13 protein-coding genes are annotated in these 13318 nt (G+C 46.6%); 9 read left to right on the top strand and 4 right to left on the bottom strand.

The annotated features are described in order from the left end of the window. Nucleotides 1–48 precede the first annotated feature (48 nt). From MKY75_RS13845 to MKY75_RS13820, 6 genes are all read left to right on the top strand, one after another. Nucleotides 49–1515, top strand: coding sequence for an efflux RND transporter periplasmic adaptor subunit (locus MKY75_RS13845; RefSeq protein WP_039271208.1), 1467 nt, complete (start codon nucleotides 49–51; stop codon nucleotides 1513–1515). A gap of 235 nt (nucleotides 1516–1750) precedes the next feature. Next, nucleotides 1751–2593: an STM4015 family protein gene (locus MKY75_RS13840; protein WP_340885669.1), complete on the top strand. Its 843-nt coding sequence runs from the start codon at nucleotides 1751–1753 to the stop codon at nucleotides 2591–2593. Nucleotides 2594–2660: 67 nt separating this feature from the next. Further along, nucleotides 2661–4001 carry an STM4014 family protein gene (locus tag MKY75_RS13835; protein WP_340885668.1) on the top strand — a complete coding sequence of 447 codons (1341 nt, stop codon included), beginning with the start codon at nucleotides 2661–2663 and terminating at the stop codon, nucleotides 3999–4001. Further along, a complete protein-coding gene (locus tag MKY75_RS13830; protein ID WP_307345875.1) occupies nucleotides 3994–4776 on the top strand; it encodes an STM4013/SEN3800 family hydrolase in 783 nt (260 codons plus the stop codon). Before MKY75_RS13835 ends, MKY75_RS13830 begins: the two co-directional genes overlap by 8 nt. 69 nt (nucleotides 4777–4845) lie before the next feature. Beyond that, nucleotides 4846–6264: an STM4012 family radical SAM protein gene (locus MKY75_RS13825; protein ID WP_165146812.1), complete on the top strand. Its 1419-nt coding sequence runs from the start codon at nucleotides 4846–4848 to the stop codon at nucleotides 6262–6264. After that, nucleotides 6261–7175 carry an STM4011 family radical SAM protein gene (locus tag MKY75_RS13820; protein ID WP_340885664.1) on the top strand — a complete coding sequence of 305 codons (915 nt, stop codon included), beginning with the start codon at nucleotides 6261–6263 and terminating at the stop codon, nucleotides 7173–7175. The genes MKY75_RS13825 and MKY75_RS13820 overlap by 4 nt, the downstream gene beginning before the upstream one ends. Nucleotides 7176–7319: 144 nt before the next feature. Here MKY75_RS13820 and MKY75_RS13815 read toward each other — a convergent pair whose 3' ends face one another. The 4 genes from MKY75_RS13815 to MKY75_RS13800 form a co-directional block, all read right to left on the bottom strand. Then, nucleotides 7320–7598, bottom strand: a complete 279-nt coding sequence (locus MKY75_RS13815; RefSeq protein ID WP_039271218.1) for a YxcD family protein — start codon at nucleotides 7596–7598, stop codon at nucleotides 7320–7322. Nucleotides 7599–7601: 3 nt separating this feature from the next. After that, on the bottom strand, nucleotides 7602–8057 hold the full coding sequence (locus tag MKY75_RS13810) for a hypothetical protein (protein WP_069010626.1): 456 nt from the start codon (nucleotides 8055–8057) through the stop codon (nucleotides 7602–7604). 154 nt (nucleotides 8058–8211) lie between these two features. Continuing rightward, complete coding sequence (locus tag MKY75_RS13805) at nucleotides 8212–8784, bottom strand: PadR family transcriptional regulator (RefSeq protein WP_013310597.1); 573 nt, start codon at nucleotides 8782–8784, stop codon at nucleotides 8212–8214. A 251-nt stretch (nucleotides 8785–9035) separates the two neighbouring features. Continuing rightward, complete coding sequence (locus MKY75_RS13800; protein ID WP_029518130.1) at nucleotides 9036–9599, bottom strand: beta-class carbonic anhydrase; 564 nt, start codon at nucleotides 9597–9599, stop codon at nucleotides 9036–9038. Nucleotides 9600–9772: 173 nt separating this feature from the next. On the opposite strand from MKY75_RS13800, the gene MKY75_RS13795 reads away from it, so the two are divergent. The 3 genes from MKY75_RS13795 to MKY75_RS13785 all read left to right on the top strand — a co-directional run bounded on the left by MKY75_RS13795 (nucleotide 9773) and on the right by MKY75_RS13785 (nucleotide 13318). Further along, a complete protein-coding gene (locus tag MKY75_RS13795) occupies nucleotides 9773–11290 on the top strand; it encodes a carboxypeptidase M32 (RefSeq protein ID WP_029518129.1) in 1518 nt (505 codons plus the stop codon). 127 nt (nucleotides 11291–11417) lie between these two features. Continuing rightward, nucleotides 11418–12509: an ABC transporter substrate-binding protein gene (locus MKY75_RS13790; protein WP_165146803.1), complete on the top strand. Its 1092-nt coding sequence runs from the start codon at nucleotides 11418–11420 to the stop codon at nucleotides 12507–12509. Further along, on the top strand, nucleotides 12506–13318 hold the full coding sequence (locus tag MKY75_RS13785; RefSeq protein ID WP_165146800.1) for an ABC transporter ATP-binding protein: 813 nt from the start codon (nucleotides 12506–12508) through the stop codon (nucleotides 13316–13318). Before MKY75_RS13790 ends, MKY75_RS13785 begins: the two co-directional genes overlap by 4 nt.

The raw sequence follows: 13318 nt of genomic DNA, 5'->3' as shown, positions 1-13318 counted from the left end.
ACTGGATGGCTTACATTATTTCCACGGACAGAAAGAAAGGGAATTATCATGAAAATATTGAGAGTAGAAAGTACATTAGCGGCTTTAGTGCTCGGCGGCGCAGTGCTGGCAGGCTGCTCCAGTAATAGCGGGGCGGCTCAGGATATGGTCGTTCCGGTTAAAATCAGCCAAGCACAGCAGGGAATTATCGGACAGGGGAATATTTATACAGGAACGGTTACACCATCGGAGACGGTGAACATCGTGCCTAAAGTGGGCGGTAAAGTGGTTGAACTGCCTGTGGATATTGGCTCCGAGGTTAAAAAGGGTCAAGTACTGTTCAAGCTTGATGATAAGGACATGCGGAATAATGTTGCGAAAGCCCGCGCCGCAGCAGCTGCGGCAGCAGCCGGAGTAAGCACCGCTCAAGCATCCCACGAATCTACGATGGTTCAGGCAAACTCGGGCTTAGTGCAGTCCAAGAGTGGCGTGATTCAATCCCAAAGTGCAATCAATCAGGCACAGGGAGCTATTAATCAAGCCACTACAGCCGTAGAACAAGCAACACATGGTGTCTCCTCGGCAGCCAATACGGTGAAACAAACGCAGCAAGCTTTGGCAGATGCACAGAAGAATGTAACACGTACACAAAGTCTATTTGATGCAGGTGCGAGCACTCAAGCTCAATTAGAACAAGCCAAAACAGCAGTCGTGAATGCGGAAGCGGCTTACAATAATGCACAAAATGCGCAGGCTAACGCGCAAGATCAGCTGGTAGCTGCGCAGAAGGCTCTAACTACAGCTCGCAACAGCTATGATTCAGCAAAAAATAGCTACAGTAATGCAAATAGCGGTTACAGTAATGCGCAAAATCAGCTCAAAGTATCTCAAAATACTGCGGTTATCGAGTCCAGCCAACAATCTCTTAAGCAGGCTCAGCTGAATGTGAACATTGCTCAGGACGCATTGGATGATACTGTTGTAACGTCACCGATCAATGGTATTGTGGGCACGAAAAATGCAGAAGTGGGCGAAATGGTATCCGCTCAGTCTCCTGCGCTGGTCATCGCTAATCTGAGTACGGTCAATACTTTGATCTATGTTCCAGCGGAACAGATCAACAATGTAAAAGCAGGTGACAAGGTACAGGTTCGTGTTGCAGCTTCCAACATTGTAACAACAGGTACAGTTAAAAATGTAAGCCCGTTGGATGCAAGTGGAAAAGGCTATCCTGTAAAAATCTCAGTAGCGAATCCAGACACGAAACTGAAATCCGGCATGTTGGCTGATATCAGCTTTGTCGCTGCCAATGCACAAGAGGGCATTGTGGTTCCTACTGCGGCAGTTCAAAAGGATCAAGGTAAAGAATATGTATATGTTGTAAACGGAGACCATGCGAAACGTAAGGAAGTGAAGACTGTTCAGACGGCAGGTTCACAAACACTCGTTACCAGTGGCTTGAGCAATGAGGAGAATGTGATCGTGAATAATCTGGCATTGCTGTCCGATAACTCACCGATTACAATTAGCCAATAATTTGGTTCTAGAATTACTACTATATAATAGTAGAAGTTTATTACAGATATATGCACAAGACAGTCCGCTTAGCGGTCTGTCTTGTTTTTATTTCATTGAGCATATTTTACATAGGATTGATGTCGATATAGGACTATTTTTGACGAACATTGGTAGAATAGGATAGACTAAATTGGAAATAGATAGTTTTCAAGATTTATTACATTCTCAGATAAATGATCGGAGGAATTGTAAGATGGAAGTGAAATTGGTAGTGGATTATGAAGCTTATGAGAATGGCCAAACGATGGCTAAATCTATTGAGGAACTGGCAGCCAAGCCGGAGAGCGCGCAAGTTACAGATCTCATCATTGGAGATTGGGGCGGCGCCTATGAAAGTTCACCAGAGGATTTTATCCCAGTGTTAGTGAAACTCAAAGATCAATTCCCTAAGATACGCAAACTGTTTATTGGTGATATGGAATACGATGAGTGTGAGGTTTCCTGGATTAACCAGACGAATCTGTCCCCATTGTTAGAAGCGTTTCCAGCATTGGAGTCCTTTCATATCAAAGGTAGCCAGGACCTGAGCTTGGAGCCGCTTCGTCATAACCATCTTCAAGAATTGGTTATTATCTGTGGTGGTCTGCCTGTGAGCGTTCTTGAGCAAATACGTAATGCTGAACTGCCTGAACTGCGCAAGTTGGAACTGTATTTGGGTGTCGAGAACTATGGCTTTGACGGTAGCCTGAAAGATGTTTTGCCGTTTTTAGACAGCAATCCTTTTCCCAAACTTACATACTTGGGACTCAAAGATAGTGAAATACAGGATGAAATTGCAATTGCAGCAGCTAATGCCCCTGTGATTGGACAATTGGAAGTGCTGGATCTCTCACAAGGTACGTTGTCTGATAAAGGTGCAGAAGCACTACTGGCTAGTGAAAGTATAAAAGGGCTGAAGCATCTGGATTTGAGCTATCATTATATGTCTAGTGAAATGATGCAACGTTGGAAAAACTCAGGTCTATCTGTGAACGTGGAAGATCAACAAGAAGCGGATGAGGAAGATGATTGGCGCTATCCATCACTGACTGAGTAATTTGTACAAATGGATTTCTAAAACGGACTGTTTTCAAAATTAAATTGATCTAAAGTGAGGCGGCTCTATGGTTAGGATGTCAGACTGTAATGTCAGCGAGCCGTTTATCTTGTTCGGTAATCCGGGAAATCGTCGAACTACTGGGCTGCAGGAGGCGAGAAGCAGATTAATGCTTCCGCCCGCTCTGGAGGTTTCCTATAAGAATGTGCTGGAAGCTATTCGGCAGAAACAAGGTCTGAGCGAGCTGATGTTGCGAATAGCTGCACGAGCTACGCAAGATAGCGTGAATGGCAGTTCCTTTGTGCAAGAGAGCATTGATCAGTTACTGGCGGGGCAGATGGACAGTGGTCCGCTGCTTCGCCTGGATGCACCGGGCGAAAGCTTTGAGGTAGAGCGTGAGTTGATTGCCCTAGGCGCTCCGGATGCTGAGGGAGACGATTCTCTGTTGCCATGTCCGGAATGGACACAAGGCACAGGTATATCGGCGGCAGAAGCGCGATGTCTGCAGGAGCAGCACGGTCGTATTTGGCACCCGGCACAATGGTTCCGGGGCTATTGCCGTCTGCTGGCCTGGCTACGGGATGAAGTGGCTCTGCTCTGGCCCTCGTCACACTGGATGAACGACCCGGCGGAAGTTGCCGTGATGTTCGACAAACGGCGTTGTAGCGCCGATTTAGGCAAGGCAGATATAAGGGTTCCACCAGTGCTTGCATCTTCAGGTGGTGCATTTCGTGATGTTGTCGATCTGCACACGGCAATGAAGGAGAGCGGGTTTCACCGCGTATTTGTGAAAATATTTTGTGGGTCCGGTGCTTCTGGTGTCATGGCCTATCAGGTACACCCCCATACACACGCAGAACTGGCGGTGACCACGATTGGAACGGAAATCATACACGGACAGCGCGTGTATTATAATGCCGGACGATTGCGTCGTTATACGGATAAGCAAGACATTCATGCTATCCTTAACTGGCTTTGTCTGGAAGGGGTACATGTAGAGCGCTGGATTCCCAAAGCGACCTTGAACGGGCGTGTTTATGATGTGCGCCAACTCGTGTGCGGATCAGAAGCTTGCCATGCGGTTTTACGTTTGAGCCACAGCCCTATTACCAATTTGCATTTGCGTAATGAGCGGCTCTCGCTGAAGGAAGCCGGATTACCACAGAATACGGTGGAATCGGTCCAGCTTACTGCGAAAGCCGCTATGAGTGTTTTTCCGGCGTCCATGGTTGCTGGACTGGATGTACTGGTTCCGGCTCATGGGGGTCGTCCCTATGTGTTAGATGTTAATCCGTTCGGTGATTTGCTGTACCGGGTTGAACATCAGGGTTGGAACCCGTATGAATGGGAAATGCTGCACCTCGCTAATAGGAGCGTGGGTACGGAAAGGAAAGACAGATATGACTGATATGAATCAAATTGTCGGCTCTCATGATATTGTCATGATTACGCTTGATACTCTGCGTTATGACGTAGCAAAGCTGGAAGAAGAGAACTGTCCGAATTTGTGCGGCTCCGGGTCGTGGGAAAAGCGCCATACACCGGGTAGCTTTACCTATGCTGCACATCATGCTTTTTTTGGCGGATTTTTGCCGACTCCAGCGAATACAGATAAGACTTCACATATCCGTCTGTTCCACACCAAGGATACGGGATTGCGTACGCATCCACATACGTGGCTGTTCGATGCCCCGGATATTGTATCCGGGCTAGAGGGTGAAGGTTATCGGACCATCTGTATCGGCGGCGTTATTTTTTTCACAAAGAAAAATAAGCTTGCCAAGGTGCTGCCTGGATATTTCCAAGAAAGCTACTGGCGTATGAACTTTGGTGTTACCAACCCCCGTTCGACGGAGAATCAGGTGAATCATGCTCTGAAACTGTTGGAAAATGCAGACCCGTCACAGCGCTTGTTTTTATTTCTGAATGTATCAGCGATCCATGGGCCTAATCATTATTTTGTGAAGGGCGCAGCCAAAGATTCAGTGGAGTCTCAACGGGCAGCCTTGCGGTATGTGGATGGTGAACTTGGACGTTTGTTTGATGCTTTGCGAAATCGGGGCAAGACGTTTTGCATGGTTTTTTCCGATCATGGTACAGCTTATGGGGAAGACGGCTATGAAGGACATCGTCTGGCGCATGAGGTAGTCTGGAATGTGCCTTACCGCGAATTTATTTTATAGAGCAAATAGAAGTATAGATTGCACTGGTAAAATATCAAGAAATCAATCCAGCGTGAGGAAGGAGCAGAAATGAAAGCCATAAATCTGAATCACTCGCATCCAGCGGATGCGCCAGCCCCGGAGATAGACACAAACTTAGCACCGTCTAGGTTTCAGTGGCCTGAAACTCCTGCTGAATGGGCAAGCACAATCCGTGAAGCTCCTTACCGCTCCTATCTGTACTCTTACCCGCATAAAACGGCCTATCGTCCGTTTGATACACCACTCTTATTACAGGAGTTGTGGGAGAAGGAGGAGTTAGAAAGCTATTTTTTGTATATGCATATTCCATTTTGCGCGGCTCGCTGTGGGTTTTGTAACCTGTTCACTTTGCCGGACAAGCGTCTGGATGTACATAAGGAGTATGTGGATGCACTAGAAAGACAAGCCAAGCAATGGGCACCCATTATGGGGCGTCGACCTTTTTCACGTTTTGCGATCGGCGGCGGTACACCGACCTTACTGGAGGCTCCTTTGGTGGAGCGCTTGTTTGACATTGCGGAAAATATTATGGGACTGGACCCTAAGCGAGCTTCTATTTCGGTGGAGACCTCTCCCGATACTGTGACTGAAGACAGGTTGGAGGTGCTCAAGCGCCGCGGGACAGATCGTGTCAGTATGGGAATTCAGAGCTTTGTGGAATCAGAAAGTGCCGCCATATACCGACCTCAGAAGCCCAAACTTGTTAGAGAAGCACTTGAGCGGCTGGTGGAATACAACTTTCCTTTGCTGAACGTAGATCTGATCTATGGCTTGCCTGGTCAAACGGTGGAAACCTGGCTGTATTCTTTAGAGGAAGCCCTGTCTTACTCGCCAGGAGAAATATTTCTTTATCCGTTATATATTCGAGAAAATACGATTTTAAAGCCAGGCTATACCGGGCTGGATCATGATATTCGCCTTAGCTTGTATGAAGTGGCGCGCGAACGGCTCAAACAAGCAGGATATGTACAATACTCCATGCGCCGTTTTGCAAAAAATGATGGTATATCCAGCAAAGAGCTTTTGCCCTACAGTTGCCAGGAGGAAGGTATGGCTGGTCTGGGGTGTGGTGCACGCTCCTATACACGCAATGTCCACTATGCCAGCCGTTATGGGGTTAGTGCAGCAGCTACCCGTAGCATTATCGCAGATTATGTTGCTGCGGAACGTCATGATCTGGCTGACTACGGCTTTATTTTAAATGTGGATGAGAGTAAGCGACGCTTTATCTTAAAGGCGCTTCTTCATCGGGAAGGTTTGGAGCTATCAGCCTATGCAGAGCGCTTCGGTGTATCCCTGTCGGACGATTTTACAGGAATGTCGTTGCTGCTGGAATCCGGTATGGCTGTCGTCGAGGAGGGCACGCTGCGACTTACAGAGGAAGGAATGGCCTATTCCGATGCGATTGGGGACTGGATGATCTCCACGTCAGTACGTGAGCGTATGGAAGGATATGTAGGCGCATGAGAGCGACCTTATATTATCGTGGTTCGTTGACCTCGTGTAACTATGCTTGCCCTTATTGCCCGTTCAGTAAAAACGTTGATAGTCGGGAAACGTTGAACAAGGATCGGGTCCAGTTGGAACGTTTTGCTGATTGGGTACGGGAACAGGGCGTTTTGGGGCATCGTCTCTCTATTTTTTTTAATCCGTATGGAGAAGCCTTGATTCATTCCTGGTATCGCAAGACCATGATTGAGTTTTCCCACATGGCGCATGTGGAAAAAGTGGCGGTACAGACGAATCTCTCGACGAAGCTGGATTGGACGAAAGAACTGAACGCGGAGACTGCTGCGCTGTGGGCTACATGTCACCCTGGAGAGACGAAAGAGCAAGTTTTTATATCGCAGGCTATGAAGCTATATGAACTTGGTATTTCCTATAGTGTCGGTACCGTCGGGTTAAGACAAGCCTTCCCAGCTATTCGTTCCTTAAGATCGCAACTTCCAAGGGATGTTTATTTGTGGGTCAACGCCTACAAGGATCGACCCCATTATTATACAGATGCTGAAGTCACTGAATTAACTGCGATCGACCCCTATTTTCAATGGAATTTAAAGGATTATAGCAGTCAGGGACGGGCATGTCGCGCCGGTGAAGATGTATTTTATGTCCAGGGTGACGGAAGAGTAAAACACTGCTATCAGGATCGACGGGTGCTTGGACACTTATATAGGGATGGTCTTGAGGGTCTGAGTGGCAAACGTCCGTGCCGGATGAGAGAATGCGGCTGCTATATCGGCTATATTCATATGGAAGAGCAGCCGTTTCGGGAAATGTACGGTAGTAGCTTACTCGAAAGAGTGCCGCAAGTACAGGTATCTCCGGTTCCATCATTTAGCAGACAGGCTGTTCATAGAGATAATGAATCCATATAACAAGGGGTGTCCACATCTAAATGTAATACTATAGCACCTTGATCTATTAGAGAAACGATCAATAAAAAACCGACCCTTGCCATCAAGCAAAGGTCGGTTCATTTGTTTTATAATAACTCTATACGACTGTTCTATGCGATATAATCAAGTTTGGATGATAGCAGTAATTTCTTCATCCAGATCCAATCTGATTTGTTCGCGATAGGCACGAATATTGTATTCGGAATATAGGTATCTCAGAATGGCTTCAATCATATTGGCTTCCACCAGATATTGACTGCGGCCCTGTACATGGACTTCTGCTGAATAACCTGTATCCTCTTCCCAGCTTAGTTCTACTGTCACATCCGTGGGCTGGACACCTTTACGTTCAGCCATATGCAAGCAAATAGCGTTGACAATCTCATCCATACTCAAAATCATAGCTTAGTAACGTCCTCCACGGGAATCATCTGGTCTGCGACGATTTTTAATAGCACGGTAGATACCTACTCCGATCATGATCAGGACGTAAATGGCCAGAACGTTAACGGCAAGGCCAAGCAAGCTGCCCAATGCGCCCATGTTGCCGAACAATCCGCCGAAGAGCATACCTGCCAAACCGCCCAGCATCATACCTTTCAGAAATCCGCCGCCACCGCCAAGGAATCCACCGGTTCTGCTTGTATTACCAGCAGTTGCCCCTGACTTGGCTCCGCTATCTGACTTATTAATTCCATTGCTGTCATTCGCCTTGCTTGGTGTAGATTGGTATGATTTAGGTCCGGATTTAAACCCGCCGCCTCGCCTTGCGTCAGCTGTAGATGGTGCGATCATAGCAATGAGTAGGGTAAAAGCCATCATCAGCATCATCATATTTTTCAAAGTGAATGTTTTTTTCATGTAAATATAATCCCCCTTAGTAAATTTGTTTATAGGTCAAACAACCGCTTACCAGTAATACGAATGGCATGGAAAAGGGTTTCAAAGAATTTTAATTTTTAAAAAATTAAATAATAACGTCCCATAAATCCTATGCATGGATTGGCTAAAACATTCAGCTTTGCGGCTTAAGTGAAAACGGATTAGTGTCAGCACTGACATCACCGGCAAGCAGCATACGCAGAACCATTTGGCACCATTCCAGACCTGCTTTAGCATTCAAAAGTCCTTTTTGTACTAAAATATAGTCACCAAAGTTCTTACTGCCAAAATGTAAATTCTCTGCAGGAATATCGTTCAGGATATCCTCAAGATGCTGGATTTTCTGAATAAAATGACGTTTGCGTTCCTCCAGCATACGATTGGCACTACTTTTGTCCGTTAACCAAAGACAGAACAGTCGAAGACTTAATTCATCCCGTGTAACCGGAGCAGCTAACGCTTCCTGGGACCATTGCTGAAGCATATGGATTCCCTTGTCGGTAATGGTATACATTTTCTTATCAGGCTTGTCGGACTGCTGAATCCAACGGGAGGCTAGCAGTTCCTTGCTCTCCATACGGGCCAGTAGCGGATAGATCTGACTGTGCTTGGCCTGCCAAAAAGGCTGGATACGCAACATCAGATCATAGCCGGAGGATTCCTCTCTTGCGAGAAGCCCCAACAGACCATACGATAGTAAATTCATAGATCTTATCTCCTTCATCCATCATAGTAACGGTTGTAACAGCACTGCGGCAGCTATTCTGCAGCTTCATGAAAAGTGTACACTGAAACTGTATGGTTTGACAACTTTCAGTCAGGTCGTTCACAGGTTAGCCAAAATTGACTCTTGTCATTCTCCACGTATATGTGCTTTTTTTCATAAAAAAGGGTAGTTTAAGCTCGTATGTACGAGCTTAAACTACCCTGGTAACCTTCTGCCGAAGCGTATCCTATTTACTGTTCATTTCCATCAACGAGAAGTGTTAACGCTCCTGTATCTGGATGAATAACCATGCCGTGAACGGGGGCATTAGGAGGGAGAAGCGGGTGATTTTTAATAAGCTTCACGGTAGTTCTTACCCCTTCTTCAATGTTGTCAAAACCTTTTAACCATTTATTTAGCTTAATTCCTGAATTTTCTAATGTATTCAGCACTTCCTGAGAAATTCCGCGATCGAGCATTTCATTGACCATGTGGTCTGCATTTAATGCAGCCATGCCGCACTCATAATGACCTACAACGACGACTTCGTCTGCTCCCAGCTCATACAGGGCGACTAGCACACTGCGCATTACACTTCCAAAGGGCTGTGAAATAATAGCACCCGCATTTTTGATGATTTTCACATCACCGTTGCGCAGGTTCATGGCTTTCGGGAGTAACTCCGTTAGCCGTGTATCCATACAAGTGATAATGACCATTTTTTTATTGGGGAACTTGCCCGTTCTATAGGCCTCGTATTCTTTGTTTTCTACGAAAACACGATTGTACTCTAAAATTTCTTTGATGTGATTCACGATTGTTCCCTCCAGATTCTATTAAAGTTTGATATGTACAGCCCAACGTTTATTTTAGGTCTTAGGAGCTGGTCGTACATGTTGTGTGTTGATTATACTTTTTAATATAAGTATCATCAAGTATAGGTATTGTAAAGTTTTATCCATTTTAAGTTAAAGAGGTGACCTCAAATATGGCGCAACAGACGTTGGATCAATTGACGGCTTTAAAGGAGCTTTCACACAAAATCAGTAGTTATGGCGAAGCAGTAGGTCTGCTGCACTGGGATTTACGAACTGGTGCTCCGCGCAAGGGTGTTGACATTCGGTCGGAGACGTTGGGTATGCTGTCCACTGAAATGTTCAAGCTGATGATCTCGGATGAAATGGGACAATTGCTGCAATTTTTTGCCACAGTAGATAAGCTGGAGCAACTGGAAGACAATGATCGCAGATTGGTGGAGGAATGCCGTAAAAATTATGACCTGAATCGTTCGGTTCCGGCAGACCGATACCGGGATTATAGCATTCTCGCAGCGCAGGCAGAGAGCAAGTGGGAGGACGCAAAGGAACATAGCGATTTTGTCGGATTTGAACCCTACTTGTCTAAAATCGTAGACATGAAGCGTGAATTTATCGGCTACTGGGGGATTAAGGATACAGAGTATGACACGCTTTTGGATCAATATGAGCCGGGGATGACGGTTGAAAAACTGGATGCTGTGTTTGATCGTCTCAAAAAGCGCCTTGTGCCACTATTGTCTAAAATTCAGGCTTCACCGAACCAGCCGGATAAGAGCTTTTTAGATGGTGTGTTTGATGTGAAGCAGCAGGAGAAGTTCAGCCTGTTCATATTAGGTCAGATGGGGTATGACTTTGACGCAGGTCGCTTGGATGAGAGCGTACATCCTTTCGCAACAGGATTAAATCCAGGTGATGTGCGTATAACAACACATTATCTGCAAGATGATGTAACTAGTGCTATTTTCAGCTCGTTGCATGAAGGAGGCCATGCGCTGTACGAACAAAATATTGCTCCTGAGCTAGCAGGATCACTACTGTCGGGAGGAACCTCTATGGGGATTCATGAATCCCAGTCCCGCTTGTGGGAAAATAAAATCGGACGCAGTCGTGCTTTCTGGGATCGGTATTACGATGATTTGCAAAAGCATTTTCCTGATCGCTTGGCAAAGGTTACGGCAGATCAATTCTATCGGGCAGTCAACCGTGTGGAAAATTCACTGATTCGTATTGAAGCGGATGAGCTAACATATAATTTACATATCATTATCCGTTATGAAATTGAAAAAATGTTGTTTAATGAAAAGCTGGATGTGAAGCGTCTCCCTGAGGTGTGGAATGCGAAATATAAGGAATACCTAGGGTTACTTCCACCGAATGATGGACTGGGCGTACTTCAAGACGTTCACTGGTCCGGTGGTGATTTTGGCTATTTTGCTTCCTACTCGCTTGGCAATATGTATGCAGCACAAATTTTGGCGACATTACGCAAAGAGTTACCAAATCTAGATGAATTAATCTCTGCTGGAGAACTTGAGCCGATCAAGCAATGGCTGACCGAACGTATTTACCGTTACGGCAAGAGCCGGACGCCTTCCGAGTTGATTGTAGCCATTACAGGTGAAGATCTGAACCCGGATTATCTCGCCGACTACCTGGAAGAGAAATATACCTCCATATACAAGCTGTAAATCATATGCCATCTTCCCCACGTTCCCGGGCGAACGTGGTTTTTTTTTGTGCAATTAACCAATATATCGACAACCGCATAACAATATATGAAGTCAACGGATGTAAAAAGGTGGGGAGGGAATAAGGATGAAAAACGGCGCTCGTTTCAAAGCTGTGGTGGCTGCGGCACTACTCGGATTACTGTTGCTCAGTGGGTGCACCCCCAAAGGGGGGGAGCAGACAATTGAGATCAGACTAGGCGAGGTAGCCCGTACGGTCTTTTATGCGCCGCAGTATGTAGCCTTGAGCCAGGGAATGTTTGCTCAGGAGGGACTGGATGTCCAATTGGCAACGATTCCCGGGGGGGACAAGGCGATGACGGCGTTGTTGTCCAACCAGGCGGATATCGCGCTCATCGGCGCGGAAACATCTATTTATGTGTATCAGCAAGGAGCAGAGGACCCTATCATTAATTTTGCCCAACTGACACAGAAGGATGGAACCTTTTTGTTTGCCCGTCAAACGCAGGATAACTTTGCATGGAAAAAGCTGAAAGGACAAAATTTTTTGGGGCAACGCAAGGGCGGAATGCCACAAATGTCACTTGAATTTACGCTTCGCAAACACGGCATTGATCCTCATAAGGATCTGAAGCTGATTCAAAATATTGATTTTGCTAATGTTGCCTCTGCTTTCGGCTCGGGTACAGGGGATTATGTACAGCTATTTGAGCCACAGGCATCTATTTTTGAAAAGGCAGGTCGTGGGCGGGTAGTTGCCTCTATCGGTGTGGAGAGCGGCGAATTGCCGTATACGGTATATATGGCTAAGCAAAGCTACCTGAAGGCAAATAGCGAGGCTGCACAGAAATTTACAAATTCTGTATATCGGGCACAACAGTGGATTGCTACGCATTCACCTGAACAGATTGCCGAAGCAATCACGCCCTATTTTAAAGATACAGATTTAGCTATTTTGACAAGTAGTATCAAGCGATATAAGGAACAGAGCACCTATGCTTTGAACCCGATGATTGAGGAAAAGGAATGGAAGAACTTACAGGATGTCATGACCTCGGCAGGGGAGCTTAAAAATCCAGTTGCACTGGATAAGCTAGTGAACCCAAGTTTTGCACAACAAGCGATTTCGTCAAACTCTATCGGGAAAACTGAACCGCCTGTGAAAAAGAGCACAACTGAATCTACGGATGCAGGTGTCGATGCTGGAGGTACGTCATGATGGAGGAACGGAGTGATCTAACTTCGGACGCGACAAGCCCGATGGTGAGACTGGAGCAAGTGACGCATGTCTATGTAACGGATCGTGAAGCTTCGCTGGCGGTTGAGAATATTGATTTTTCCATAGAGACAGGGGAGTTTGTCAGCTTGGTCGGCCCAAGCGGCTGCGGCAAAACGACGATCCTGTCCATGATCGCAGGGCTACTGCGTCCAGCGGCAGGCCAAGTCATGTTGCAAGGTCAGCCGGTAAGTGGGCCGAGTCCAGAAGTCGGTTACATGCTGCAGCAGGATTATCTGTTCCCGTGGCGGACGATCATGGAGAACGCATTGTTGGGTCTGGAACTAGCCAACAGAGTAGATGAAGCTGCACGTGAGCAGACAAGGCTGTTACTGGAAGGCATGGGTCTGGGAGGGAAGGAGCATCTGCATCCATCCCAGTTGTCTGGGGGAATGCGCCAGCGCGTGGCGCTGGTACGGACGCTGGCGACCAATCCGGGATTGCTGCTGCTGGATGAGCCGTTCTCCGCGCTGGATTATCAAACCAAGCTACAGCTGGAAGATCTGATTGCGGAAACCTTGCGCGAGCGGAGGAAGACGGCTATTTTAGTCACACATGATTTGGCCGAAGCCATTGCGGTCAGTGACCGGATTATAGTGATGGGTCGAAATCCTGGTCATGTCCGACGTACCTTCGAGATTCCGGGTTGCATCCGAGAAGCTCAGCCTTTTTATGCACGCGAGCAGCCGGGTTTTAATGAGCTTTTTCATGAAATATGGGGTGAACTGGAGGCTTCGGGAGCAAAGGAGTGA

The organism is Paenibacillus sp. FSL L8-0663, from assembly GCF_038008125.1.
Taxonomy (GTDB): Bacteria; Bacillota; Bacilli; order Paenibacillales; family Paenibacillaceae; genus Paenibacillus; species Paenibacillus polymyxa_D.
This window is presented reverse-complemented; position numbering and strand designations above follow the sequence as displayed.